The organism is Streptomyces massasporeus (assembly GCF_014648995.1).
GTDB classification, from domain to species: domain Bacteria; phylum Actinomycetota; class Actinomycetes; order Streptomycetales; family Streptomycetaceae; genus Streptomyces; species Streptomyces massasporeus.
In genome coordinates this window covers 228,949-253,371 of the sequence record NZ_BMSE01000002.1, presented here as the reverse complement: position 1 = coordinate 253,371, position 24,423 = coordinate 228,949, and the positions used below count along the sequence as shown (strand labels likewise).

Annotated in this window: 23 protein-coding genes and 1 tRNA gene; 12 read left to right on the top strand and 12 right to left on the bottom strand. The window is 71.1% G+C overall.

The features are described from left to right. Positions 1-143 precede the first annotated feature (143 nt). Together IE153_RS06065 and IE153_RS06060 are read right to left on the bottom strand one after the other, a co-directional pair. Positions 144-704, bottom strand: coding sequence for a GPR1/FUN34/YaaH family transporter (locus tag IE153_RS06065; protein ID WP_189588727.1), 561 nt, complete (start codon positions 702-704; stop codon positions 144-146). Between the two features lie 137 nt (positions 705-841). Next, the gene (locus IE153_RS06060) at positions 842-1,369 is read right to left on the bottom strand and encodes a universal stress protein (protein WP_010047889.1); all 528 of its coding nucleotides are present in this window, start codon (positions 1,367-1,369) and stop codon (positions 842-844) included. Between the two features lie 312 nt (positions 1,370-1,681). Here IE153_RS06060 and IE153_RS06055 point away from each other — a divergent pair, with 312 nt between their 5' ends. The 6 genes from IE153_RS06055 (at position 1,682) to IE153_RS06030 (ending at position 6,386) form a co-directional block, all read left to right on the top strand. Continuing rightward, a complete protein-coding gene (locus IE153_RS06055; protein WP_189588726.1) occupies positions 1,682-2,014 on the top strand; it encodes a hypothetical protein in 333 nt (110 codons plus the stop codon). Positions 2,015-2,391: 377 nt separating this feature from the next. Continuing rightward, entirely contained in the window at positions 2,392-3,639 is a 1,248-nt protein-coding gene (locus IE153_RS06050) for a helix-turn-helix domain-containing protein (RefSeq protein WP_189588725.1), read from the top strand. A gap of 102 nt (positions 3,640-3,741) precedes the next feature. Continuing rightward, positions 3,742-4,344: an oligoribonuclease gene (gene orn, locus IE153_RS06045; protein ID WP_185014008.1), complete on the top strand. Its 603-nt coding sequence runs from the start codon at positions 3,742-3,744 to the stop codon at positions 4,342-4,344. Positions 4,345-4,459: 115 nt separating this feature from the next. Next, positions 4,460-4,532: transfer RNA gene (locus IE153_RS06040), tRNA-His, on the top strand. 132 nt (positions 4,533-4,664) lie between these two features. Beyond that, positions 4,665-5,855: an MFS transporter gene (locus IE153_RS06035; RefSeq protein WP_189588724.1), complete on the top strand. Its 1,191-nt coding sequence runs from the start codon at positions 4,665-4,667 to the stop codon at positions 5,853-5,855. A 21-nt stretch (positions 5,856-5,876) separates the two neighbouring features. After that, a complete protein-coding gene (locus IE153_RS06030; RefSeq protein WP_189588723.1) occupies positions 5,877-6,386 on the top strand; it encodes an NUDIX hydrolase in 510 nt (169 codons plus the stop codon). A 30-nt stretch (positions 6,387-6,416) separates the two neighbouring features. Here the strand turns inward: IE153_RS06030 and IE153_RS06025 are convergent, their stop codons facing one another. Continuing rightward, on the bottom strand, positions 6,417-7,472 hold the full coding sequence (locus IE153_RS06025) for a LacI family DNA-binding transcriptional regulator (protein WP_189588722.1): 1,056 nt from the start codon (positions 7,470-7,472) through the stop codon (positions 6,417-6,419). A gap of 408 nt (positions 7,473-7,880) precedes the next feature. Between IE153_RS06025 and IE153_RS06020 the strand changes: the two genes are divergently transcribed. From IE153_RS06020 to IE153_RS06005, 4 genes are all read left to right on the top strand, one after another. Beyond that, entirely contained in the window at positions 7,881-9,203 is a 1,323-nt protein-coding gene (locus IE153_RS06020) for an ABC transporter substrate-binding protein (protein ID WP_189588721.1), read from the top strand. 5 nt (positions 9,204-9,208) lie between these two features. Then, positions 9,209-10,222, top strand: coding sequence for a carbohydrate ABC transporter permease (locus IE153_RS06015; protein ID WP_189588720.1), 1,014 nt, complete (start codon positions 9,209-9,211; stop codon positions 10,220-10,222). 12 nt (positions 10,223-10,234) lie between these two features. After that, positions 10,235-11,143, top strand: coding sequence for a carbohydrate ABC transporter permease (locus tag IE153_RS06010; RefSeq protein WP_102912406.1), 909 nt, complete (start codon positions 10,235-10,237; stop codon positions 11,141-11,143). 97 nt (positions 11,144-11,240) lie between these two features. Beyond that, positions 11,241-12,677 carry a GH1 family beta-glucosidase gene (locus tag IE153_RS06005; RefSeq protein ID WP_189588719.1) on the top strand — a complete coding sequence of 479 codons (1,437 nt, stop codon included), beginning with the start codon at positions 11,241-11,243 and terminating at the stop codon, positions 12,675-12,677. A gap of 95 nt (positions 12,678-12,772) precedes the next feature. Here the strand turns inward: IE153_RS06005 and IE153_RS06000 are convergent, their stop codons facing one another. The 6 genes from IE153_RS06000 to IE153_RS05975 form a co-directional block, all read right to left on the bottom strand. Beyond that, a complete protein-coding gene (locus IE153_RS06000; RefSeq protein ID WP_189588718.1) occupies positions 12,773-14,089 on the bottom strand; it encodes a glycoside hydrolase family 36 protein in 1,317 nt (438 codons plus the stop codon). Between the two features lie 27 nt (positions 14,090-14,116). Beyond that, a complete protein-coding gene (locus tag IE153_RS05995; RefSeq protein ID WP_229828843.1) occupies positions 14,117-15,058 on the bottom strand; it encodes a carbohydrate ABC transporter permease in 942 nt (313 codons plus the stop codon). After that, positions 15,055-16,038: a carbohydrate ABC transporter permease gene (locus IE153_RS05990; protein WP_189588717.1), complete on the bottom strand. Its 984-nt coding sequence runs from the start codon at positions 16,036-16,038 to the stop codon at positions 15,055-15,057. Before IE153_RS05990 ends, IE153_RS05995 begins: the two co-directional genes overlap by 4 nt. 32 nt (positions 16,039-16,070) lie before the next feature. After that, positions 16,071-17,384 carry an ABC transporter substrate-binding protein gene (locus IE153_RS05985; RefSeq protein ID WP_189588716.1) on the bottom strand — a complete coding sequence of 438 codons (1,314 nt, stop codon included), beginning with the start codon at positions 17,382-17,384 and terminating at the stop codon, positions 16,071-16,073. Positions 17,385-17,570: 186 nt separating this feature from the next. Next, on the bottom strand, positions 17,571-18,968 hold the full coding sequence (locus IE153_RS05980) for a sensor histidine kinase (RefSeq protein WP_189588715.1): 1,398 nt from the start codon (positions 18,966-18,968) through the stop codon (positions 17,571-17,573). Continuing rightward, positions 18,965-19,663: a response regulator transcription factor gene (locus IE153_RS05975; protein ID WP_189588714.1), complete on the bottom strand. Its 699-nt coding sequence runs from the start codon at positions 19,661-19,663 to the stop codon at positions 18,965-18,967. The genes IE153_RS05980 and IE153_RS05975 overlap by 4 nt, the downstream gene beginning before the upstream one ends. 131 nt (positions 19,664-19,794) lie before the next feature. Between IE153_RS05975 and IE153_RS05970 the strand changes: the two genes are divergently transcribed. Then, positions 19,795-20,325, top strand: coding sequence for a hypothetical protein (locus IE153_RS05970; protein ID WP_189588713.1), 531 nt, complete (start codon positions 19,795-19,797; stop codon positions 20,323-20,325). 73 nt (positions 20,326-20,398) lie between these two features. Here the strand turns inward: IE153_RS05970 and IE153_RS05965 are convergent, their stop codons facing one another. Both IE153_RS05965 and IE153_RS05960 read right to left on the bottom strand, forming a co-directional pair. After that, a complete protein-coding gene (locus IE153_RS05965) occupies positions 20,399-21,268 on the bottom strand; it encodes a spermidine synthase (RefSeq protein ID WP_189588712.1) in 870 nt (289 codons plus the stop codon). A 213-nt stretch (positions 21,269-21,481) separates the two neighbouring features. After that, a complete protein-coding gene (locus IE153_RS05960) occupies positions 21,482-21,877 on the bottom strand; it encodes a hypothetical protein (protein WP_189589243.1) in 396 nt (131 codons plus the stop codon). 299 nt (positions 21,878-22,176) lie between these two features. On the opposite strand from IE153_RS05960, the gene IE153_RS05955 reads away from it, so the two are divergent. After that, positions 22,177-23,628: an NsdA family TPR-like regulatory protein gene (locus IE153_RS05955; protein ID WP_189588711.1), complete on the top strand. Its 1,452-nt coding sequence runs from the start codon at positions 22,177-22,179 to the stop codon at positions 23,626-23,628. A gap of 16 nt (positions 23,629-23,644) precedes the next feature. Here IE153_RS05955 and IE153_RS05950 read toward each other — a convergent pair whose 3' ends face one another. Further along, positions 23,645-24,268: a histidine phosphatase family protein gene (locus tag IE153_RS05950; protein WP_189588710.1), complete on the bottom strand. Its 624-nt coding sequence runs from the start codon at positions 24,266-24,268 to the stop codon at positions 23,645-23,647. Between the last annotated feature and the right edge of the window lie 155 nt (positions 24,269-24,423).

The following is a 24,423-nucleotide window of genomic DNA, read 5'->3' as shown; positions in this document are numbered from 1 at the left end:
TCAAGGGGCGCGGGGAACTGCGCGACAAGCCCCCACGCACCCGCACAGGCCGACGAAAGAGGACGGACCCCCACGTGCTGCCACCATGCACGGGGGGTCCGTTTTCATCGCCGAGAAGCCGCCCAACTCCCCGGCCGGCGCAGCTAACCGGTGGCCGTCACGCCCCGGCCGGCAGCGCGTCGCGGAAGTGCCGTGGGCCAGTGCGCCAACGCGGCGGTCGCCGCGTACCAGGCCACCGCGCCCGCGGCGACGGCGAACCAGCCCCCGACCTTCGCCAGCCCGCCGTTCTCCGCGAACGCGGCGATCGCGAGCAGGACCAGCGACACGAAGAACAGCCCGTACACGCCCTGTCCGAGCTGGTCCCCGCCCGCGACGGTGAGGGACAGCGCCACCAGGGCGAACAACAGCAGGAACAACCCTGCCTCGTTACCGGAGGCGACCTCGGTCACGGCCCAGGTGAACCACAGGGCCCCGAGCACCGTGAACGCCGTCCCACCGGCGGCGTCGCCCTCGCGCAGGGCCACGAGGCCGGTGACGAAGAGGGCTACTCCCCCCACGTACTGGGCGATTGACACGGCGTCAGCGGCCGACACGCCGTCGATCAGAGCGGTATGCCCCAGCCCGAAGGCCAACAGGGTGATTCCCAGGGCGAGTCGACCGACCACGGTCGTGATTCCACTTCCCGCGGAGACGTCTTTGTCCACGGCGGGCTCCCTTCGTGCATGTGCAGTTGTGCGGTGTCCCGTATATGCCCTTCACAAGGGCACAAACACCTCTACGCGTGAGTAGATTCGCGTGGTGCACAAGGGAGTTGCCGCAGGAGGCCGCTCCTGCGTGAACGTCAGGGAATGACGATGACGGGCCGCTGCGCCCGCTTGGCGAGCCGCCCCGCGACCGAGCCGAAGATGCGCCCGACGATGCCGTGGGTGGAGCCGACGACGATCGCGTCGGCCTCGTACTCCCGGCCCACCTCTTCGAGTTCGTGGCAGATGTCGCCGCCGCGCTCGACCAGGATCCAGGGCACCTCGGCGAGGTAGTCCGCGCAGGCCAGCTCGAGACCGAGCACCTCGGTGCGGTGGTCCGGCACGTCCACGAACACGGGCGGCTCGCAGCCCGCCCACACCGTGGTCGGCAGCCGGTTGGCGACGTGGACGATGATCAGGCCCGACCCGGAGCGATGGGCCATGCCGATCGCGTACGCCAGGGCGCGCTCACTGGAGGTGGAGCCGTCGAAGCCGACGACGACCCCGTGCTTGAAGGCGGGATCGCAGGAATGGCGTGGCTCTTCCGCCGCCAGGGGCTCGGCCGCCGTGGGATCGGCGACGGGCCGCTTGCGGTCCGCGGGTTCGAAGAATTCGTGACCGGCCATGGCTGTCTCGGCGTCGTGATCCTTATATGGGGGACAACAGTGTGCGGCGGAGCTGTGTCCGGGAATGGTCTTCCCACCCCCATACCCTCAAGGGTACGGCGGCACGCCTCCTTAGCCCAGATCCCGCTCACGGTGCGTGCGGGTTCCAGGGAGCATGCACGAGGCACCGCCCGTAACGCAATGGTTGCTGCGCTGTACAGGCGGTTTGCACGGGATTCACTCAGCCGTGGGCACGTGCGGCGATCCGGGCCGCCAGTGACCGACGGCCCGGCCACGCGTTGAACTCCGTGAGTCACGCCACAGGGAGCACCCATGTCCGCACCACGCCCCGCCGCCGAGGCGGACCGCGCGACCCCGCCGCCGCGGGACACCGCGACGGATGTGGTTCGCTGGGCTGCCTTCAGCTGCCTGCTCGTCCCGGTGGTGCTCCTCGGCTACGGCGCCTCTCTGGCCGGTGCCGCCGGCACCGCCCTCGGGCTCGCGGCCGTCACGGGCGCCTGCCGGGTGCTGCTGCGCCAGTCCGAGCGCGGTGCGGCCCGGCTCGCGGCCGAGGACCGGGCACCCCACCGGGGCCGCCGCCACCGCACCGGAACGGGGTCGCACCGTGGCGGACGGCACACCGGAGGGGATACACCGGTCGGCTGACCGGTTTCCGCGCACACGCACGTCGGTTTTCAGCCAACTTCTCATAGTGGCGCATCCCCCGGTCCGACCACCCCCCAACCCCCGTTCGACCTGCACGGAAAGGGCCTCAGGGGGTCAGCGCACCCTACGTGGATTGGCCACCGCGACAAGGCGCACTTCCCTGCACGCCCCACGAGTGCAACGCTTCGTGATCGAATGCTTCACGCCAAGTTGCCAAGTCGACAATGTGCCGGGTGACTAACCGGCCACTTCGGCACGACGGCACACAGTAGATTCGATCTTGACTGTCTACGGCGGGGGACTCGTGCAGGACCGAGGGGAAACGTGCAGGAGCGACACAACCGAGGAGCCGCGACCACCGAGGGGGGCTTAGCAGTATGAGCCACGACTCCACTGCCGCGCCGGAAGCCGCGGCCCGGAAACTTTCCGGGCGACGCCGCAAGGAGATCGTCGCGGTGCTGCTGTTCAGCGGCGGCCCCATCTTCGAGAGTTCCATACCGCTGTCGGTGTTCGGGGTTGACCGCCAGGACGCCGGCGTACCGCGCTACCGACTACTGGTGTGCGGGGGCGAAAACGGCCCGCTACGGACCACAGGGGGCCTCGAACTCACCGCACCACATGGCCTGGAAGCGATCTCACGCGCGGGCACGGTCGTCGTACCGGCCTGGCGTTCGATCACTTCTCCGCCACCGGAGGAGGCGCTCGACGCGCTGCGCCGCGCCCACGAGGAGGGCGCCCGCATCGTCGGGCTGTGCACCGGCGCCTTCGTCCTCGCGGCGGCGGGCCTGCTGGACGGCCGCCCCGCAACCACCCACTGGATGTACGCACCGACGCTGGCCAAGCGCTATCCGTCGGTGCACGTGGACCCGCGTGAGCTGTTCGTCGACGACGGCGACGTGCTGACGTCGGCGGGCACGGCCGCGGGCATCGACCTGTGCCTGCACATCGTGCGCACGGACCACGGCAACGAGGCGGCCGGGGCCCTGGCCAGGCGGCTCGTCGTGCCGCCGCGCCGCAGCGGCGGGCAGGAGCGCTACCTCGACAGGTCTTTACCAGAGGAGATCGGCGCCGACCCGCTCGCCGAGGTCGTCGCCTGGGCGCTGGAGCACCTCCACGAACAGTTCGACGTGGAGACGCTGGCGGCACGCGCGTACATGAGCAGGCGTACGTTCGACCGCCGCTTCCGCTCGCTGACCGGGAGCGCTCCGCTGCAGTGGCTGATCACGCAGCGGGTCCTCCAGGCGCAGCGCCTGCTGGAGACGTCGGACTACTCGGTGGACGAGGTGGCCGGGCGCTGCGGCTTCCGGTCGCCGGTCGCCCTGCGCGGGCACTTCCGCCGCCAGCTGGGTTCGTCCCCGGCCGCGTACCGGGCGGCGTACCGAGCCCGGCGTCCGCAGGGCGAGCGGCCCCAGGAGACCGAGAGCGCGCCGGGCGGTCCCGGGTCCGGCATGCCGGGCCATCCGGGCCACGCGGGGCACCATCCGGGCCAGCCCGGCCAGGTGCCCGCCCCGCTGCATCCGGAACACCCGGTCCCGCTGCAGTCCCGCCGTACGGCGGCGGCGAGTGCGGTGGGCCAGTCGCCGGCCCTGTCGGCAAGCCTGCCCGGGCAGCGCAGCGCGCCGTGATCCGGTAGCCGGGGCCCGCGGGGAGCACGTCTCCCCGCGGGCCCTTCGGCTTTCCCGGCACGGGCGGCCCGGCCGGTGGCGGCGGGCCGTAAGGTTAGACACATGAACGATCGCATGGTGTGGATCGACTGCGAGATGACCGGCCTCTCGCTGTCGGACGACGCGCTCATCGAGGTGGCCGCCCTCGTGACCGACTCCGAGCTGAACGTGCTCGGCGAGGGCGTGGACATCGTCATCCGGCCGCCGGACCAGGCGCTGGAGACGATGCCGGACGTGGTGCGTCAGATGCACACCGCCTCCGGGCTGCTCGAGGAGCTCGCCGGCGGCACGACGCTGAAGGACGCCGAGGACCAGGTCCTGACGTACGTGAGGGAGTTCGTCAAGGAGCCGGGCAAGGCCCCACTGTGCGGGAACTCCGTCGGCACCGACCGCGGCTTCCTGCTGCGCGACATGGCGACGCTGGAGAGCTACCTCCACTACCGGATCGTCGATGTGTCGTCGATCAAGGAGCTGGCGCGCCGCTGGTACCCGCGGGCGTACTTCAACAGCCCGCAGAAGAACGGCAACCACCGCGCGCTCGCCGACATCCGCGAGTCCATCGCGGAGCTGCGGTACTACCGCGAGGCCCTGTTCGTCCCGCAGCCCGGGCCCGACTCGGACACCGCGCGGACGATCGCCGCGAAGCACGTCCTGCCTGCTCAGTAGGCAGGACGGGGGCCCGTCGGGGGCCGCGGAGAAAGCCGGGCGCGAGCACCCCTTCGGACCCTGTACACTTTTTCTCGGCCGGTCGGGGACATCACTGATCTCCAAGCCGGTCATGGTGGGTGTAGCTCAGCTGGTAGAGCACCTGGTTGTGGTCCAGGATGCCGCGGGTTCGAGTCCCGTCACTCACCCTGAGTATTCAGCCGGTGGTCTCGGAAGAGGCCACCGGCTGAAGCGTTTCCAGGCGCGGGTCTTTTCCAGCGCGCGTGTTTCCAGCGCGCCGGTCGAGGGCGCGTCCGCGGGCCGCGGCTACCGTCGGCCGTATGGACGGTGGACGCCCGGGATGGCGCGCGTGTGTGCTCGGCGGTGCGGTGTTCGCCGTCTGCATGGCCGGCACCACACTGCCGACTCCCCTCTATCCCCTCTACCAGGACAAGTTCGGCTTCTCCGAGCTCACCGTCACCGTGGTCTACGCCCTGTACGCCTTCGCGGTGATCGGAGTGCTGCTGCTGGTCGGCAACGCCTCCGACGCCGTGGGCCGGCGCCCGGTCCTGCTGTGCGGTCTGGGCTTCGCCGCACTGAGCGCCGTCTGCTTCCTGTGCGCCACCGGGCTCGGCTGGCTCTACGCGGGACGGCTGCTGTCGGGACTGTCCGCCGGGCTGTTCACCGGGGCCGCCACGGCATACGTGATGGAGCTGGCGCCCGAGGGCGGTGCCTCCCGGGCCACGTTCGTGGCGACAGCCGCCAACATGGGCGGACTGGGCTGCGGTCCGCTGCTCTCCGGGCTTCTCGCGCAGTACGCCTCCTGGCCGCTGTACCTGCCGTTCGTCACCCACCTCGCGCTGGTGGCCGCCTCGGCCGCCGTCCTGCTGCGGCTCGCGGAGACCGTACGGGAACGGCAGCCGCTGCGCGCCGTACGCCCGCAGCGTCCCGCCCTGCCCCCGCAGGTGCGCGCGGTGTTCGGCCCCGCCGCCACCGCCTCCTTCGTCGGCTTCGCCCTGTTCGGGGTGTTCACCTCCGTCAGCCCGGCCTTCCTCGTGGAATCCCTGGACGTCGACGACCACGCCGTGAGCGGGCTGATCGTCGCGCTGGCGTTCTTCTCGTCGACCGTCGGACAACTCGCGGTCGGCCGGGTCGGCGTACGGCGTTCCCTGCCGCTGGGCTGCGCGGGGCTCCTCGCCGGGCTCGCGCTGCTCGCCGGTGCGCTGCGCTGGGACCAGATGGCCCTGCTGGTCGCCAGCGCGCTCGTCGGCGGAATCGGCCAGGGCCTGGCGTTCCGCGGCGCCCTGTCCGACGTGGCCCAGGCCTCGCCCGAGCACCAGCGGGCGGCGGTGATCTCAACGCTGTTCGTGGTGGCCTACACGGGCATCTCCGTCCCTGTGATCGGCGTCGGCCTGCTGACCGGGCCGATCGGCCTGGAGGGAGCGGGGCTGGTGTTCATCGCCTGCATGGCCGTCCTGGTCGTGACGGCGGCGGTCTACCTGCTGCGACGGCCGGCGCCGGCCCGGGTGTGAGGGCGTGGGACCGTGAGGCCCATGGGTGAGCGGGTGGAACGGGTCGACGAGCAGGACCGGGTGCTCGGGGTGGTCGACCGGGACGAGGCGATCCGCGAGGGCTGGCCGCACCGGGTCGCGACCACGGTGTGCCGTGACTCGCGGGGACGGGTGCTGGTACATCGCAGGCCAGAGCACCTGTCCCGCTTCCCGGGCCACCACGACTGGCTGATCGGCGGGGCCGTCGAGGTCGGCGAGTCCTACGAGGAGGCCGCGACCCGGGAACTGGCCGAGGAGCTGGGCGTCCGGGCGCGGGTGCGGTTCGTCTTCAAGTTCCTCTGCCGGGGGGCGATCAGCCCGTACTGGCTCGGGGTGCACGAGGCCGTCGTGACGGAGCCCCTCACCCCCGACCCGTCCGAGATCGCCTGGCACGGGTGGCTCGGCGAGGCGGACCTGCGGGAGGCGCTGCGGAACCGGCTGTTCGTGCCCGACGGCCTGGACGTCCTGCGGCGCCACCCCGGCCTCGGCCCGCGGACCGCCGTCACGCCCTAGCCGACTCCCCCGCGCCCGTGGGCCGTTGCGTCACGAAGAGGACCGGGACACCAGCTCCGTGGCCAGGACCATCTGCCGGCGCTCCAGGCCCCGGGACGCCAGCGGACGGCGGTCGGCGACCTCGGTGAGCAGGAGGTCTATCATCCGGCGGCCCATCTCCTCTATGGGCTGGCGGACGCTGGTCAGCGGCGGTTCCATGTGGCGGGCGATGGCGGAGTCGTCGTAGCCGACGAGCGCCACGTCCTCCGGAATGCGGCGGCCCGCGTCGCGCAGCGCCCGGCGGGCGCCGGCCGCGGTGACGTCGGAGGCGGCGAAGACCGCGTCGATGTCGGGGTGGCGCTCCAGCAGGACGGCCATGGCCCGGTGTCCGCCCTCCTCCGTGAAGTCCCCCGCCTCGATCAGCCCCTCGTCCACCCCGAGGCCGGCGTCGCTCATGGCTTCGCGGTAGCCGTCGACACGGCGCTGGGCACCGTAGACGTCGAGGCGGCCGGTGATGTGGGCCACCCGGCTCCGGCCCCGGGACAGCAGGTGCTCGACGGCCTGGCGGGCGCCGCCGTAGTTGTCCGAGTCGACCGACGGCAGCGTCTCCGCCGACGAGCGCGGACCGCTGATCACCGCCGGGATCTCCAGCTGGGCCAGCAGGTCGGGCAGCGGGTCGTCCGCGTGCACCGAGACCAGCAGGACGCCGTCCACGCGGTGGGCCGCCAGGTACTGCGCGAGGCGGGCGCGTTCCCGGTCGCTGCCCGCGAAGATCAGCAGCAGCTGCATCTCCGTGTCGGACAGCGCCGACCCGACGCCCTTCAGCATGTCCGAGAAGTACGGCTCCGCGAAGAACCGGGTCTCCGGCTCGGGGACGACCAGCGCGATCGCGTCCGTACGGTTGGCGGCCAGGGCGCGGGCCGCGGTGTTGGGGACGTAGCCGAGCTCCGCGACCGCCGCCTCGACGGCCGCGCGGGTCGCGTCGCTGACCCGGGGCGAGCCGTTGATCACCCGCGAGACGGTGCCGCGGCCGACACCGGCGCGCGCCGCCACCTCTTCGAGGGTGGGCCGGCCACCACTTCGGCCCCGCGCTCCGTGGGTTGCCATGGGCTCCGCCTTCCCGTCCACACCCGCACTCTGCGACTGGCCTGGAATTTAACAGGCTCGTCAGCCGCCCGACCGCAGCCGAGGGCGCGCCGCCCCCGGCCCTCCGCTTCGCCGGTGGAACCGGCGCGACCGGCATTCCTGTCGGCTTGATCCCTACGGCCCGGGCCCCAACCGGTCCGGCCCCGGGTCCAGTTAACAGGCAGATAACTGAACGCATCTCTCCCTGTCCGGTCCCTTGACACCCCCGCCGCGACCGGGGACTCTTCAACACATCACTGGTGGGAGCGCTCCCACACTACCTGACACATACACAACCCGCACGTTCCCCGCCCGAGCCTTAAGCGCGTAAAACGGTCCGACAATGCAGTTGGCCGGGGGGTCGGCACGTCAGGGCAACAGGAGGACGACATGCGAGCACGCATCCGAACCGCCCGCAAGGCGATGGTCGTCGCGGCCGTCGCGTCGCTGGGCGCCGGGCTGCTGGCCGGCTGTGCCGACGACGGCGGAAGCGACGGCTCGTCGGGCGGCAGCGGCGGCGACAGCGGCGGCAAGACCAAGATCACTCTGGGGCTCTTCGGCACCTTCGGGTTCGAGGAGGCCGGCCTCTACAAGGAGTACGAGAAGCTCCACCCGGACATCGACATCCAGCAGACGGTCGTCGAGCGGAACGAGAACTACTACCCCACCCTGGTCAACCACCTGACCACCAACAGCGGCCTGCAGGACATCCAGGGCGTCGAGGTCGGCAACATCGCCGAGATCGTCAAGACCCAGTCCGCCAAGCTGCTGGACCTCTCCAAGTACGGCAAGAAGAGCGACTACCTGGAGTGGAAGTGGCAGCAGGCCACCACCGAGGGCGGTGAGACCGTGGGCCTGGGCACGGACGTCGGCCCGATGGCCATCTGCTACCGCAAGGACCTCTTCGAGAAGGCCGGTCTGCCCACCGACCGCGAGGAGGTCGCCAAACTGTGGGCCGGTGACTGGAAGAAGCTGGTCCAGGTCGGCGAGGACTACAAGAAGAAGGCTCCGAAGGGCACCACCTTCCTGGACTCCCCCGGCGGTCTGCTCCAGGCGATCCTCAGCAGTGAGAAGGACCGCTTCTACGACTCCTCCGGCAAGGTCATCTACAAGTCGAACCCGGCTGTGAAGGACGCGTTCGACCTCACCGCGAAGGCCGCCGAGGACGGACTGATCGGCAACCAGACTCAGTTCCAGCCCGCTTGGGACACGACGATCGCCAACAGCAAGTTCGCCGCGATGTCCTGCCCGCCGTGGATGCTCGGCTACATCAAGGGCAAGTCGAAGCCGGACGCCAAGGGCAAGTGGGACGTGGCCGCGTCGCCGAAGTCCGGCAACTGGGGCGGTTCCTTCCTGGCGGTTCCCAAGTCGGGCAAGAACACGGAGGCGGCCGCGAAGCTGGCCGCCTGGCTGACCGCACCCGAGCAGCAGGCCAAGCTGTTCGCCGTGCAGGGCAGCTTCCCGAGCACCCCGGCGGCCTACGAGTCGGACGCGGTGAAGAGCGCCAAGAACGAGATGACCGGTGACACTCCGATCGGCACCATCTTCGCCGCGGCCGCAAAGAGCAGCCCGGTGCAGACGATCGGCCCGAAGGACCAGATCATCCAGCAGGGTCTGACGGACAACGGCGTCATCCTCGTCACCCAGGGCAAGTCGCCCGAGGAGGCGTGGAACACGGCCGTCAAGACCATCGACAACAACCTGGACCAGTGACCGGAATGGCATCCAGGCACGACACCGCCGCGCCCCCCGTGAAGGAGGGGGGCGCGGCCCCGGGCCGCCCGCCGGCCGACGCGGACACGGAGCGGGCGATGAAGAAGCGCGCACGGCTCTCCCGTCGCTGGCAACGCGACATGCGGTGGAGCCCCTACGCGTTCGTCTCGCCCTTCTTCCTGCTCTTCCTCGCGTTCGGCCTGTTCCCGCTGCTGTACACCGGCTGGGCCTCGCTTCACCAGGTGGAGTTGACGGCACCCACGGACATGTCCTGGGTTGGCCTGCGCAACTACACACGGATCTTCGACGACGACTTCTTCTGGAACGCGGCGAAGAACACCCTGACGATCGGCATCATCTCCACGGTTCCGCAGCTGCTGATGGCGATGGGCCTGGCGCACATCCTCAACTACAAGCTGCGCGGCTCCACCTTCTACCGCGTCGTCATGCTGGCCCCCTACGCCACGTCGATCGCCGCCGCCTCGCTGGTCTTCGTGCTGCTTTTCGGCCGCGACTACGGCATGATCAACTGGGCGCTGAACGCGGTCGGCATCGACCACGTCGACTGGCAGAACGACAAGTGGCCGTCCCAGATCGCCGTGTCCAGCATCATCGTCTGGCGCTGGACGGGGTACAACGCGTTGATCTACCTGGCCGCGATGCAGGCGATCCCGCAGGACCTCTATGAGTCGGCGGCACTGGACGGAGCCAGTCGCTGGCGGCAGTTCCTCCACGTCACGCTGCCCTCGCTGCGTCCGACGATCCTGTTCACGGTCGTGGTGTCGACCATCGGCGCCTCGCAGGTGTTCGGCGAGCCACTGCTCTTCGACGCGAACAAGGGCGCCTCCGGCGGATCCCAGCACCAGTTCCAGACGCTCGGTCTGTACCTGTACGAGCAGGGCTGGATCAACCAGCACCTGGGCCGCGCCTCCGCCATCGCCTGGACGATGTTCCTGATCCTCATCGTGATCGGGGTCGTCAACTACGTCATCTCGCGCCGGCTGCGCGCCAGTAGCTAAGGAGAACCGGCCGTGACGACGACCCTGACGAAACCCCCGGCCGACGCGGTCCCCGAGCCGCCGAAGCGGTCACGTGGCATGAAGGCGGCACGCGCGGGCGGGCAGCTGCACGCCGGCCCGGTGGCGTACGTCATCCTTGCCCTCTTCACCGTCATCTCGCTGTTCCCGCTGGTGTGGACAGCTATCGCCGCCTCGCGCGACAACCAGCGCCTGGCCCAGACCCCGCCGCCGTTCTGGTTCGGCTCCGGCCTCTTCGACAAGCTCGAAGTGGCCTGGACGGACGCCAACCTGGGCGAGGCGTTCCTCAACACCACCCTGGTGGCCGGCATCTCGTCGTTCACCATCGTGTTCCTGTCGACGATCGCCGGATTCGCCTTCGCCAAGCTGCGCTTCAAGGGCCGCGGCGCGGCGATGCTGGTGGTGATCGGCACGATGATGGTGCCGCCGCAGCTCAGCATCATCCCGCTGTACATGATGGTCGCAAAGCTCGACTGGACGGACCAGCTCCAAGCGGTGATCTTCCCGTCGCTGGTGAGCGCGTTCGGTGTGTTCTTCATGCGGCAGTACCTGATCCAGGCGCTGCCGGACGAGATCATCGAGGCGGCCCGGGTGGACGGCGCGAGCAGCTGGCGCGTGGTGTGGCACGTGGTGTTCCCGACCGCGCGGCCCGCGATGGCCGTCCTGGGCATGCTGATGTTCGTGCAGACCTGGAACGACTTCCTGTGGCCCTTCCTGGTCCTGACCCAGACCGGCAACCCGACCGTGCAGGTGGCGGTTGCGGGGCTGGGGCGCGGCTACACCCCGGACCAGTCGCTGATCATGGCCGGCGCTTTGCTGGGCACACTGCCGCTCCTGATCGTCTTCGCGATCTTCGGCAAGCAGATCGTCGGTGGCATCATGCAGGGCGCCGTCAAGGGCTGAGTCCTGCTTTCCCAGGGGCCGAGCCACAGCCGCCTCGGCCCCTTCTCCCCTCCCCCCTCCACTCGTCGGTCCATACGACCCCCTTGGGAGCGCTTCCATGCCTGACTCCGAGTACCCGGCCACTCCGGTGGCCTTTCCCCCCGCCTTCCTGTGGGGCGCGGCGACGTCCGCGTACCAGATCGAGGGTGCGGTGCGGGAGGACGGCCGTACGCCGTCGATCTGGGACACCTTCAGCCACACGCCGGGCAAGACGGCCGGTGGCGAGACCGGTGACATCGCTGTCGACCACTACCACCGCTACCGCGACGACGTGGCGCTGATGGCGGAGCTGGGCCTGGGCGCCTACCGCTTCTCCATCTCGTGGTCGCGGGTGCAGCCGACCGGGCGGGGCCCGGCCGTGCAGAAGGGCCTGGACTTCTACCGGCGACTGGTGGACGAGTTGCTGGCCAAGAACATCAAGCCGGCCGTGACCCTCTACCACTGGGACCTGCCGCAGGAGCTGGAGGACGCGGGCGGCTGGCCGGAGCGCGACACGGCGTACCGGTTCGCGGAGTACGCGCAGATCGTCGGCGAGGCGCTGGGCGACCGGGTGGAGCAGTGGATCACGCTCAACGAGCCGTGGTGCAGCGCGTTCCTGGGCTATGCCTCCGGGGTGCACGCCCCGGGCCGTACGGACCCGGCGGCCTCGCTGCGTGCCGCGCACCATCTGAATCTGGCGCACGGGCTGGGCGCGTCCGCGCTGCGGTCGGTGATGCCGGCCCGCAACACGGTCGCGATCAGCCTCAACTCCTCGGTGGTGCGGCCGCTTTCGCAGGACCCGGCGGATCTGGACGCGGCCCGCAGGATCGACGACCTGGCCAACGGCGTGTTCCACGGGCCGATGCTGCACGGTGCCTACCCGGAGTCGCTGTACGTGGCGACGGCGTCCCTGACGGACTGGGGCTTCGTCCACGACGGTGACCTGGAGCTGATCAACCAGCCGCTGGACGCGCTGGGCCTCAACTACTACACGCCCTCGCTGGTCTCGGCGGCGGACGCGTCGGCGAAGGCGCCGCGCGCCGACGGTCACGGGGCGAGCGACCACTCGCCGTGGCCGGCCGCGGACGACGTCGCCTTCCACCAGACGCCCGGCGACCGCACGGAGATGGGCTGGACGATCGACCCGACCGGTCTGCACGAGCTGATCATGCGCTACACCCGGGAGGCGCCGGGTCTGCCGCTGTACATCACGGAGAACGGCGCGGCCTACGACGACAAGATCGACTCCGACGGCCGGGTGCACGACCCGGAGCGGGTCGCCTATCTGCACGGCCACCTGTCGGCGGTCCGCCGGGCCATCGCGGACGGCGCGGACGTCCGGGGCTACTACCTGTGGTCCCTGATGGACAACTTCGAGTGGGCGTACGGCTACGGCAAGCGCTTCGGCGCGGTCTACGTGGACTACGCGACGCTGGAACGCACGCCGAAGACGAGCGCCCTGTGGTACGGCCGGGCGGCGCGGACCGGGGCGTTGCCCGAGGCCGAGGCGGTCTGACCGACGGGGGAACGGGGGTGGGGCGCGGCACGATTAGGGGAGTGCCGCGCCCCGGCCCGTCTCTCGGCCGGGGGGTGCCGCGCCCCGGCCGTCTCTCAGCGGCGGGCGCCCGACAGGAGCCGCCGCGTCGTCTCCACGCCCCACGGGTCCAGGGACAGCAGCCGGTCGCTGGAGGCCATCAGGCCCCCGGTGGCCTCCACGTGCGCCGCCCACTGTTCGCGGGTCTCGACCGCCGGGCGGGCCATCAGGCAGTCCGGGTCGTTGATCCAGAGGCGCTGGTGCTGCCACTGGCGGGCCGCTCCCGTGAACTCGGCGGGGTCCTGGCCGGGTTGGCTGTAGTCATCGGCCTCGGGGCGGCGGTGGGGTGCCGTGTCGGGGCTGACGCGCATCGCGTCGAACAGGCCGATGGAGGCGAGGAGGGGCGCGCCGCAGCCCAGGAGGTAGGCGTCCTCGCCGATGGCGTCGCGGATCAGGCCGATGCCGGCGCGGTAGGCCGTGAGGGCGTCGACGTCCGCGTGGCGTACGCCGTCCAGGGCGCCCGCGTAGAGGAAGTCGGTCTTGAAGTAGTCGTAGCCCTCGGCGCGCAGGGTCGTGAAGACCTCGGTCAGGTACGCGGCGGCGTCCGGGTGGGTGGTGTCCAGGACGCGCAGGTCGTGGCCCCAGTTGCGGCCGGCGTGCGCGAAGCCGCCGGTGGTGTCGCGGACCAGCCAGTCGGGGTGCGCGGCGGCCAGGTCGCTCGCCGGGTCGACGAGGAACGGGGCCGTCCAGATGCCGGCGCGACGGCCGCGGGAGCGGATCTTCTCGGCGATGCCGGCGCGGGAGCGGAAGCGGCCGGAGAGGGTGAGCCAGTCGCCGAGGGCCCGCTGGTAGCCGTCGTCGATCTGGACGACGTCGACGGGCAGGTCGAGGGTGTCCATCGCGCGGAGGTTCTCGTGGATGTCGTCCTCGGTGACGGCCGTGAAGTACTCGTACCAGGAGCACCAGACGGTCGGTGCCGGGCGGGGGGAGTCGAGGCCGAGGCCGGTGGCCCACTCGCCCAGGACCGACTGGATGTCCGGGCCGGTCCACTCCTTCACCGGCCCGTCGGCGCTGATCTCGGCGACCCGCCCGTCCCCGCCGACCAGCCGGATCGACGGCACCTCACGCGTCGGCTCGGCCGCCGCCCAGAGCCGGACCGGCGAGCCGTCGCCGGGGTCGAGGGCGAGCAGGCCCTCGCCCTGGAAGGTGCCGACGGGGGCGGTGACGCCGGGGCGGTAGCAGACCGTGGCCCAGTTGGCGTTGGTCGGGCGGTAGGGCGTTGCGTCCAGGGCGTAGGCGCCGCTGGGGCTCCAGGACTGCCACCCCTCCTCGTGGACGCGCGCCTTGCGGGGATCGACCGGCACGGAGGCGACCGGGGTGAAGGGGTGGTGCACGGAGGTTCTCTTTCGGGGAGGTGGGCGTCAGCCCTTGTTGGCGCCCAGGGTGAGGCCGCTGACGAACTGGCGCTGGAGCGCGAAGTACACGATCAGGGTCGGGATCGCGGTGAGGAGGGCTCCGGCGGCGACGAGGTTGGGGTCGGTGAAGTACTGGCCGGAGAGGTTGTTCAGCGCCGAGGTGATCGGCATGTTCTCGCCGGTGGAGATCAGGACGATCGCCCAGAAGAAGTCGTTGTAGATCCAGATGGAGAGCAGGGTGGCCAGGGCGGCCATGGCCGGCTTGCACAGGGGCAGCACGATCTGCCAGTACAGGCGCCAGACGGAGGCGCCGTCGACCAGGGCGGCCTCGGTGAGTTCATGCGGCAGGGAGCGCATGTAGTTGCTCAGCACGAAGGCACAGAACCCGGACTGGAACGCCACGTGGATGAGCACCAGGCCGAGCGCGGAGTCGTAGAGCTTGCCGCTCATGGTGATGCCGGGCAGGTCGATCAGCAGGTACAGCCGGTACAGCGGCGTGATGATGACCTGCTGGGGCAGCAGGTTGCCGGCCGTGAACACCAGCAGCAGGAACAGGTTGACCCGGAAGTCGAAGCGGCTGACGTAGAAGGCGACCATCGACGACAGCAGCAGCGTCAGCAGCACGGCCGGGACGGCGATCAGCAGCGTGTTGCCGAAGTAGTGCAGCATGTCCGACTGCTGGAAGGCGTTCGTGAAGTTGTCGAAGGTGAGCTTGTCGGGCCAGGAGACATAGCCCCTGGTGCTGGTCTCCGCATACGGCCGCATCGCCGCGAGCAGCGCCCACAGCAGGGGGGCGAGCCAGGCCAGGGCGGTGACGACGAGGAAGGTATGCAGCAGGATCCGGGCGGGGCGGATCGGTGTGCGCTGCCCCCGCGGGCCGCCAGAGTTCGAAGGGGCGGCGCGAAGCGCCACGTTCAGGGTGGTGGGGGGCGACGGGTGGGAGCTCATGCGCGCCGCTCCTTCCGGAAGGTGGCGATCAGATACGGGATGATCACCGCGAGCGAGATCACCAGCAGGACGACGGCGATCGCGGAGCCGTATCCGATGCGGCTGGACTCGCCGATGATGTTGTTGGTCACCAGGATCGACAGCAGTTCGGTGCCCTGGGCGCCCTTGTTGAAGACGAAGACCAGGTCGAACGCGCGCAGCGCCTCGATGATCGTGACGACCAGGACGACGGTGTTGGTGGGCCGCAGGGTCGGGAAGATGACGTTCTTGAACGTCTGCCACTCGCCGGCGCCGTCCAGGGCGGACGCCTCGCGCAGGGCGGGGTCGACGCTCTTCAGGCCGGCCAGGTAGAGGATCATCATGTAGCCGGCGTGCCGCCAGGACGCGGCGACGAGCACGGCCCACAGGTTGAGGTCCGGGTCGCCGATCCAGTCGATGTAGTGGCCGGGCTTGTTGGCGCCGATGATGCTGTTGATCAGGCCCGTGTCCGGGTTGTAGATCAGCTGCCAGACGAACCCGATGACCGCGAGCGACATCACGACCGGCAGGAAGAACGCGGTCTGGTAGACGCGGCTGAAGCGGATCTTCTTGTCCAGCTGCACGGCGAGGAACAGGCCGAAGGGCGTGGGCAGCAGGATGAGCACCACGAACCAGATCACGTTGTGCTCGACGGCGGGCCAGAACTGCGGGTTGCTGGTGAACAGTTCACGGAAGTTCTGAAGTCCGACCCACTTGATGGAGTCGAAGCCGATGCCGTCCCAGGTGGTGAAGGCCAGTGCGATCGAGGCCAGTGCCGTCAGCCACACCAGGGCGACGTGCAGGATCGTGGGCACGCCCGCCATCAGGCCGAGCGTGAGGCGGTCGCGGCGGGTGAGCAGCCGGCGGTGCCCGTGGGGCGCCGTGGCGGACGGGGACGTGGGGGCGGGCCCCGGAGCCGGCGGGGTGGCCGACTCCGGAGCCTTCGCGGGGGTGGCGGTCATGTCGTGATCCGAGTCGTCGGGTCTCCGTTCGGTCAGGAGGAGGCGAAGATCGTCTTCTTCTGGCGTTCGATCGACGAGAGGATGCTGTCGATGTTCTTCGGGTTGCGGACGAAGTTCTGCAGCGCGGGCTGCATCACCGTCGAGGTGAAGTCCGGGCGGGAGTCGCGGTCCATGAACTGGGTGAGGCTCTTCGCACCGGAGATCATCTCGAAGGACTTCTTCTGCAGCGCGGTGTAGGAGGAGGTGTCGGCCTTGGTGGAGGCTGCCACCACGCTGGAGTCGGCCTTGAGGTAGATCTGCTCGGCCTCGGGCGTGCCCAGGTACTCCAGGAGTTTGACGGCGCCGTCGCGGTTCTTGGGGGCCTTGGAGAGCATGAAGCCGTCGGTGGGCGCCTCGACGGTGTCCTGCCCGAACTGCGGGTCGATCTCCGGGAAGGCGAAGAAGTCCAGGTCGTCGAGGTCGGCTTTGTCGGTGAACTGCTGACCGACGAAGGTGCCCAGCAGGTACATGCCGGCCTTCTTGGCCACCAGCGTCTGCGCCGCGTCCTGCCAGGTGCGGCCCACCGCGCCCTCCTGGTGGTAGGGCAGGATCTCCGTCCAGTGGTCGAAGACCTTGCGCACCTTGGGGTCGGTCCAGGAGGCCTTGCCGGCCATCAGCTCGACGTGGAAGTCGTAGCCGTTGGTGCGGAAGTTGATCTGGTCGAAGGTGCCCATCGCGGGCCAGGCGTCCTTGTCGCCGAAGGCGATCGGGACGAGCCCGTCCTTCTGCATCCGCTTGCACAGGGCGACGAAGTCGTCCCAGGTGGTGGGGACCTTGTAGCCGTGCTGGGCGAAGACGCTCTTGCGGTAGAACACCGCCCACGGGTACGTGTACAGCGGCACGAAGTAGTACTTGCCGTCCTCGCCCTTGCTGAGCTTCTGCATCGCCTCGGGGAAGTTGCCGCCGATCTTCTGCCACACGTCGTCGATGGGCGTGGCCAGCTTCTTCGAGGCGAAGAACTGCATGCGGTAGCCGGCGAACCAGGTGAACACGTCGTCGGGCGTGCCCTGCAGATAGGAGTTGATCTGCTCCTGGAACGTGTTGTGGTCCTTGGTGTTCACGTCGACCTTGATGCCGGACTTCTTGGTGAAGGCGGCGTAGATCTCCGCGAACGCCTTCTTCGGCACGGCGTCGGACGAGTTGGAGCCGAGACTGACCGTCTTCGGGTCGGCGGACGAGCCGCTGCCCCCGCAGGCGCTCAGCAGAGGTATGCCGGCGCCGAGCAGGGCCGCGCCGCCCATTCCGCGCAGCAGGGTGCGGCGACTGGGAGCGGGGAGGGAGAAACCGGAGGGAGAGAGGTCGTGCATGGACGGCTCCTGAAGGCAGGGTTCGGCCACGAGGGTGTGGCGCGATTTCTAGTCGTAATCGACCAGAAATCAACTTGACCGAACACGGTGGCGCAATGACAGCCGCATGTCCGGTCATGCGTCAAGAGCCGTTCCCTTCATTTGTCGAAACGTGACCGTCTCGTGAAGGCCGCCCGCGGGCAGCGGTCAGTGGGACCGGGTGCGGCGGTACGCGGCGGTGAGCCTGCCGGGGCGGCGCCGCCGCATCTGCCGGTGTCCTCCGCTCGCGGGGGCGCGGCCGTCCAGCTGGATCCAGATCCGCACCTCGGTGCCGCCGAGCACCGAGGATCCGAGCCGTACGTCCCCGCCGGTGGCCTCCGCGAGCCGGCGCACGATGTCCAGGCCGAGCCCGGTGGAGCCGTCGCTGCCGGAGCCGCGGCCCCGCGCCATCGCGGCCTCGGGGTCGGGTATGCCGGGGCCCGCGTCGGAGACGAGGACGATCACCGCGTCCTCGCCGTTGTGCACGTCGACCGCGAAGGCGGTGCCTTCCGCGGTGTGCCGGAAGACGTTCCCCAGCAGCGCGTCGAGTGCGGCGGCCAGGTCGGCGCGGGCCACGGGTATGCGCACCGGCCGGTCGGCCCCGGCCACCCGCCACTTGCGGCCCTCGTCCTCCGCGAGCGCCGACCAGAACGCCATCCGCTCCCGGACCACCTCGGCCGCGTCGCACCCGGCGCCCGGACCGGCCGCGGCCGTCTGCGGTTTGGCCTCCCGGGCCGTACGGATGATGGTGTCGACCTCGCGCTCCAGTTGCTCGACCGCGGTCCGGGTCTGGTCCGCGGCCGGGCCCTCCCCCAGTGAGGCGGTGTTGAGCCGCAGCACGGTCAAGGGTGTCCGCAGCCGGTGGGACAGGTCGGCCGCGAGCTCCCGCTCGTTGGCCAGGAGCTGGACGACCTGGTCGGCCATCGAGTTGAACGCGACCGCCGCGAGCCGCAGTTCGCTCGGGCCCTCCTCGGGAACGCGGGCGCCGAGCCGGCCCTCCCCCAGGTCGTGCGCCCCCTCGACCAGACGCCGCGCGGGCCGGACCATGCGGACGCCCAGCCGGTCGGCGACCGCGACCGAACCGAGGATCAGCGCCACCCCGACCCCTGCGAGCACCGCCCAGGCGGTCCCCACGCCGTTGGCGACGTCGGACTCCGGCACGTACACCTCGACGACCGCGATCTTGCCGGTGCTGAGGGCGACCGGCTGGAGCAGTGTCCAGCCGCCGGTGACGCCGGTGGTGGAGGCGCGGCCCAGCTTCCGCACGGCCGCGATGTCCTCGTCGGCGGCGCGCCGCCGCCCCAGATCGAGGGCCTCCCGGCCGTCACCCGCCGGGAGGTGCACGGCCATCCCGGCGTCGGAGCCGGCCGAGGCGACGACCCGCTCCAACTGGTCGCGGTCGGTGGTGATGGACAGGGCGGGGGCGACGGCCGCGGCCTCCCGCTCGGCGTTGGAGAAGGCACGGTCGCGGGCCATCTCACGGATGACGAGTCCGAGCGGCACGGCGAAGGCCAGCACGACCATGGTGGTCACCGCCAGGGACACCTTGACCAGGGCCCACCTCATCGCGGCGCCCCCGGTGGTTCGAGCTTCACGCCGACGCCCCGCAGGGTGTGCAGATAGCGCGGGCTGGCCGCCGTCTCGCCCAGTTTCCTGCGCAGCCAGGACAGATGGACGTCGATGGTCTGGTCGTCGCCGTAGGACTGCTGCCACACCTCGGCGAGCAGTTCCTTGCGGGGGACGACGACGCCGGGCCGGCCGGCGAGGAAGGCGAGCAGGTCGAACTCGCGCCGGGTGAGGTCGAGTCGCGTGCCGTCCAGCTCGGCCTGGCGGCGCAGCGGGTCGACGGTCAGGCCGCCGACCCGGATCACGGGGGACGGCTCCCCTTCCGCGGCGCCGGAGCGGGCGCGGCGCAGCACGGCCGCCATCCGGGCCGAGAGGTGCTCGACCGAGAAGGGCTTGGTCAGGTAGTCGTCCGCCCCGGCGTTCAACAGCCGTACGATCTCCGTCTCGTCGTCCCGGGCCGTGGCGACGATCACCGGCACGTCCGTGATCCCGCGCAGCATCTTCAGGGCCTCGGACCCGTCGAGATCGGGCAGTCCGAGGTCCAGGATCACCACGTCGAAGCGGACATGGGCGACCTCGCGCAGCGCCTCCAGCGCCGTCCCGACGCTGCGCACGGTGTGCGAGGCGTCGGTCAGATGCCGGATCAGCGCCGAGCGTACGAACTGGTCGTCCTCGACCACGAGAACACTTGCCATGCGCCGCACCGTACGCCATCTCGAACAGCCGGGTGCGGGCCTGTGGACAACTCCCCTGCTGTGGACAACGGGGTACCGCAGGACGCCGTTTGCGGGCCACGCGTGGGGCGCGTGAGGCAATATGGCCCGCGATGCGCAGAGGACTCGTACACGGACTGGCCTGGCTGCTCGCCACGGGCGCGGCGGTCACGCTGTCGTGGTGGGGTGTCCACACGGTGATGGCGGGAACGGCCTACGACCCGCCGCGCGCCCTGCCCATCAAGGCCGCCGACGCGTCCACGCGGGAGCCGAAGGCGCTGGCCACGCCGGAGCCGGAACGGACGCCTCCGCCGAAGCGGCGGCAGCCGAGCACGCCTCCGGCGTCCGCGTCCGGGAAACCGGCCCCCTCCCCCACGCCGTCCTCGTCCACGTCCTCGCCCGGCACCGCCCCCGCCGCCTCCGGCCGGGTCAAGAGCTACGACACCGACGGCGGCCGGGCGGTCTTCGACCTGGGCAGGACCTCCGCCTCGCTCGTCTCGGCGACACCCGGGGCGGGCTGGTCGATGCAGGTGTGGAAGACGGAGTCGTGGATCCGCGTGGAGTTCTCCTCGGGTGCGGACCGGGTGTCGGTGTTCTGCACCTGGCACGACGGGCCGCCGCGGGTGGAGATCGGGACCTACTGAGTGCGGTACGCGGTGATCGGCGCCTGCTGAGGGCCGTCGGCGGGCATCGGCGTCTGTCGAGTGCCCTCGGGGATCATCTGAACACCGACGCGGGCGGTGCGGGCGACGCCACCGCCGCGACGTCCGTGACGGGCGCGGCCCCGCCGGTGAAGTCCGTGAGGGTCCTGCCGTGCTCGACCCGGGCGGGATGCGGGTCGGAGGCGGCGAGGCGGGTCAGCTCGGCGACGGGCAGCGGGCGGTCGGAGGCGACCAGGACCGCGTTCCCGAAGCGCTTGCCGCGCAGCACCGCGGGATCCGCGACCAGCGCGAGCTCCTCGAACCGGACGGCGGCGGTGGCGATCTGGCCCCGCAGGTGGGCGAGCGGCGGTCCGTCGGCGAGGTTGGCGGCGTAGACCCCGCCGGGTTTGAGGGCCCTGCGCACGTCGTCGAGGAACTCGGTCGAGGTCAGGTGGGCCGGTGTCCGGGCCCCGCTGAACACGTCGGTGATGACGAGGTCGGCCCAGCCGTCCGGCACCTTGGCGAGGCCCTCGCGGGCGTCGGTGGAGCGCACCCGTATGCGCGCGTTCGGATCCAACGGCAGCTCTCGTCGGACCAGTTGGACGAGGGTGCCGTCCCGCTCGACGACCTGCTGGGTGGAGCGGGGCCGGGTGGCGGCGACGTAGCGGGCGAGGGTGAGGGCGCCGCCGCCGAGGTGCACGGCGTGCACGGGCCGGGCGGGCGGGGCGACGAGGTCGATCACGTGCCCGAGGCGGCGCTGGTACTCGAAGGACAGGTACGCCGGGTCGTCCAGGTCGACGTGCGACTGCGGGGCCCCGTCGATCACCAGGGTCCAGGCCCGGGCCCGCTCGCGGTCGGGGATCAGCTCGGCGAGCCCGCCGTCGACGCTCTCGACGACGGCCTCCGCACCGGCCTGTCTGCGCCGGCCGCCCTTGGACTTTCCCATGGGCTCATTATCGGGGTGGGCTGCTAAGCAGGGCGTACGGCTCCGGCGGCCCGGAAGGCGGGACGCCGGCGTGTACGGCCGGCCGGGGGCCCCAGCGCCCGTCGGCCGGACGCATCCCGGCATCGGCCGGCCGGGAGCACTCCAGCGCCGGCCGACCGGGGTAGACCAGCGTCAGCCGACCGGAGGCAGCCGAGTGTCAGCCGGCCGGGGGCCTCAGCGGCAGCTGTCCGCCGCCTTGATCATCCGGGCGGCCTCCCCCAGGGCCTCGCGCAGCACCGCCGGATCGGTCGCGAGGTCCGCCTCGCCGGGCGGCAGCAGCCAGTCCGAGCCCGCCACGGGAGACTCGGGTGCCAGGGTCTGTCCGCGCCCGTCGGTCTGTGTGCAGGTGCTGCCCGGCACGTCCCACCCGGCGGCCGTCCCCGGCGGAACCAGGAAGCCCAGGGTGTCACCACCGTCGTCGTGCAGCACGGGTCCCACCGCGTCCCCTGGTCCGCGCCGCAGGATGTCGACCGCCTCCAGCCCCTGCCGCGCCGGCACCGTCACCACATCGCAGCCGGCCGCCGGTGCACCCGGCGGCGTACGAGGATCGTCGATCCGGCTGGTCTCCATCCCGGCCTCCACCACGAAAACCCCTGCTTGGACGAGCGGTCGGGAGTCGGGGGCCTCCCGGTCCGCGAGGTTCAACGCGGCACAGCGTCAACGGCTACGGCGGAAGTGAGCCGCAAAGGATGGCACTTCATGGCAGATCACGGATGGGATATCCGGTTTGTCGCCAAACCCAGCGTGGCGACTCCATCACAGCAGGTACGTTCTTGCCCGCCGGGCACGGGGCCACCCATGCGGACAAACTCGCAACAAGCGGCCCTGGATCCGGCATGGTTCGACGGTTCGCACGGGAGGACCCGGCCATGGCGTCGTCAACGGTGACCTCGTCTCAACCCCACCGGCCACCACGGCCGAACCTCGTCTTCCGGCGACTGCGCGGACAGCGCTCGCCGGCCGAGTTCGCCGCGGTGATCCGCCGGGCCGGGCTCGAGATCGGCGAGCAGGTCAGCTGTGACGCGCGGTACATCGGCCGGGTCGAGGCGGGCGAGATCCGCTGCCCCAACTACGCGTACGAACGGGTGTTTTTGCACATGTACCCAGGCCGCACACTCACCGACCTGGGGTTCGCGCCCCGCTCGTCGGTACGCGGACGCCGGGCGCGCGACACCGAGGACGCGCCCCTGACGCGCACCGCGAACCCGGTGAACGCCACGAGTGAGACCAGCGGGGCGTGCGAGCCGTATGAAACGCAGAACCCGTACGACCCGTACCACCCGCACGACACCTACGAGGAGAGCGACGTGCTACGTCGCGCGTTCATGACCGGCGGAGGCGCCACGGTGGCCGCCGCCTCACTGGGGCCTGTCGGCCTCTCCCGCGACGCCTCGGCGGCACAGCGCCCCGTGCACCGCGCCGGGGCGAGCGACGCGGGCGCCCTGGAAGAAGCCGTCCGCCGGATCCGGCTGCTCGACGACCGGCACGGCGCGGACGGCCTCTACCGCCGCGCCGCCGCCCCGCTGCGCGCCGCCTACGCCCTGCTGGACGCCGGGACGACCCGGCAGACCACGGCGGACCGGCTCTACTCCGGTGCCGGTGAACTGGCCATCTCCGTGGGCTGGCTGGCCCACGACTCGGGGCGCTTCGACGACGCCCGCTCGCACTACGCGGAGGCCCTCGCGACCGCCCGGATGACCGGCGACCCGGGCCTTGAGGCGCACGCCTTCTGCAACACGGCGTTCCTCGCGCGCGACGCGGGCCGGCCACGCGAGGCGGTCCGGGCGGCCCAGGCCGCGCAACGCGTCGCCCGGCCCGTGGGCTCGGCCCGGCTGATGTCGCTGCTGGCGCTGCGCGAGGCGGGCGGCTGGGCCGGACTGGCCGACCGCGTCGGCTGCGAACAGGCACTGGCCCGGGCGCAGGCCTTCTTCGAGCGGGGCCCCTCGGACGCCGACCCCGAGTGGATGAGCTTCTACGGGGAGGCCGAACTGGAGGGCCTGGAGGCGCAGTGCTGGTCCACGCTCGGCGACTGGCCCCGGGCGGCACGGCACGCGCGGCGCGCCGCCGAGCTGCAGGATCCGCACTTCACGCGGAACATCGCCCTCTACACGGCGGAGCTGGCGGACGACCTCGCGCGCGGTGGCCGGCCGGACGAGGCGGCGGTGGCGGGGATGCGGGTGCTGGATCTGCTGGAGGAGGTCCAGTCGTCCCGCGTCCAGACCATGCTGGCGGCGACCGCGCGGGTGCTGCTGCCGCACCGCAGGGCCTCCGGAGTGTCGGCGTTCCTGGAGCGGCACGCCTCGGCGCCGCGGACGGCCTGAGGGACTGTCGCGAACGTCACGCCCGCCGCGCGACGTCCGGCACGTCCTGGGCGAGGTGCCCCAGGTCGTTCCAGCTCTCGATCGCCGGCTCCCCGTAGGCCCAGCCCAGCACCGACAGCGACGTCGGGTTCAGCCGGATCCGGGCCGCGAAGTCGATCGGCAGGCCGAGCCACCGCGCCCCGATGGAGCGCAGGATGTGCCCGTGGGCGAAGACCAGGACGTCGCGGTCCTCGGAGCGGGCCCAGGAGACCACCTCGTCGGCCCGGGCCGTGACCTCGGCGAGCGACTCCCCGCCCGGGACACCGTCGCGCCAGATCAGCCAGCCGGGCCGGACGGCCTGGATGTCCGCGGGGGTCATGCCCTCGTAGGACCCGTAGTCCCACTCCAGCAACGCGTCCCAGGTACGCGCGCGGTCGCCGAAGCCGGCCAGTTCGCAGGTCTCACGCGCGCGTGCCAGCGGGCTGGTGCGCACCTCGACGTCGGCCAGGCCCTCGTACGGGGCCCGGTGCAGGCGCTCGCCGAGCAGCTTCGCGCCGCGCCGGCCTTCCTCGAGGAGCGGCACGTCGGTCCTGCCCGTGTGCTTACCGGACAGGGACCACTCGGTCTGTCCGTGGCGGGCCAGGAGGATGCGCGCGGGCATGGGTCACCTTTCCGGAAGAACAACGCGAGAAGAACAGCGCAAGGGGAACTCCTCCATCATCGCGCACGCCCCCCGTGGGCAACCCGGGGGGCGATCTCTGCGTCTTTGAGGGCCGGAGGCGCCCCCCGGGGCGGGCGCACACACCGTAAAGTGGC

What these genes read in the sequence shown, in the direction of transcription:
- IE153_RS05960 (WP_189589243.1), bottom strand. Translation starts at nt 21,877, where the DNA reads ATGGAGACCAGCCGGATCGACGATCCTCGTACGCCGCCGGGTGCACCG.
- IE153_RS06015 (WP_189588720.1), top strand. Translation starts at nt 9,209, where the DNA reads ATGGCATCCAGGCACGACACCGCCGCGCCCCCCGTGAAGGAGGGGGGC.
- IE153_RS05965 (WP_189588712.1), bottom strand. Translation starts at nt 21,268, where the DNA reads ATGGGAAAGTCCAAGGGCGGCCGGCGCAGACAGGCCGGTGCGGAGGCC.
- IE153_RS06055 (WP_189588726.1), top strand. Translation starts at nt 1,682, where the DNA reads ATGTCCGCACCACGCCCCGCCGCCGAGGCGGACCGCGCGACCCCGCCG.
- IE153_RS05990 (WP_189588717.1), bottom strand. Translation starts at nt 16,038, where the DNA reads ATGACCGCCACCCCCGCGAAGGCTCCGGAGTCGGCCACCCCGCCGGCT.
- IE153_RS06035 (WP_189588724.1), top strand. Translation starts at nt 4,665, where the DNA reads ATGGACGGTGGACGCCCGGGATGGCGCGCGTGTGTGCTCGGCGGTGCG.
- orn (WP_185014008.1), top strand. Translation starts at nt 3,742, where the DNA reads ATGAACGATCGCATGGTGTGGATCGACTGCGAGATGACCGGCCTCTCG.
- IE153_RS06060 (WP_010047889.1), bottom strand. Translation starts at nt 1,369, where the DNA reads ATGGCCGGTCACGAATTCTTCGAACCCGCGGACCGCAAGCGGCCCGTC.
- IE153_RS06050 (WP_189588725.1), top strand. Translation starts at nt 2,392, where the DNA reads ATGAGCCACGACTCCACTGCCGCGCCGGAAGCCGCGGCCCGGAAACTT.
- IE153_RS05975 (WP_189588714.1), bottom strand. Translation starts at nt 19,663, where the DNA reads ATGGCAAGTGTTCTCGTGGTCGAGGACGACCAGTTCGTACGCTCGGCG.
- IE153_RS05955 (WP_189588711.1), top strand. Translation starts at nt 22,177, where the DNA reads ATGGCGTCGTCAACGGTGACCTCGTCTCAACCCCACCGGCCACCACGG.
- IE153_RS05950 (WP_189588710.1), bottom strand. Translation starts at nt 24,268, where the DNA reads ATGCCCGCGCGCATCCTCCTGGCCCGCCACGGACAGACCGAGTGGTCC.
- IE153_RS05995 (WP_229828843.1), bottom strand. Translation starts at nt 15,058, where the DNA reads ATGAGCTCCCACCCGTCGCCCCCCACCACCCTGAACGTGGCGCTTCGC.
- IE153_RS05985 (WP_189588716.1), bottom strand. Translation starts at nt 17,384, where the DNA reads ATGCACGACCTCTCTCCCTCCGGTTTCTCCCTCCCCGCTCCCAGTCGC.
- IE153_RS05980 (WP_189588715.1), bottom strand. Translation starts at nt 18,968, where the DNA reads ATGAGGTGGGCCCTGGTCAAGGTGTCCCTGGCGGTGACCACCATGGTC.
- IE153_RS05970 (WP_189588713.1), top strand. Translation starts at nt 19,795, where the DNA reads ATGCGCAGAGGACTCGTACACGGACTGGCCTGGCTGCTCGCCACGGGC.
- IE153_RS06020 (WP_189588721.1), top strand. Translation starts at nt 7,881, where the DNA reads ATGCGAGCACGCATCCGAACCGCCCGCAAGGCGATGGTCGTCGCGGCC.
- IE153_RS06025 (WP_189588722.1), bottom strand. Translation starts at nt 7,472, where the DNA reads ATGGCAACCCACGGAGCGCGGGGCCGAAGTGGTGGCCGGCCCACCCTC.
- IE153_RS06030 (WP_189588723.1), top strand. Translation starts at nt 5,877, where the DNA reads ATGGGTGAGCGGGTGGAACGGGTCGACGAGCAGGACCGGGTGCTCGGG.
- IE153_RS06005 (WP_189588719.1), top strand. Translation starts at nt 11,241, where the DNA reads ATGCCTGACTCCGAGTACCCGGCCACTCCGGTGGCCTTTCCCCCCGCC.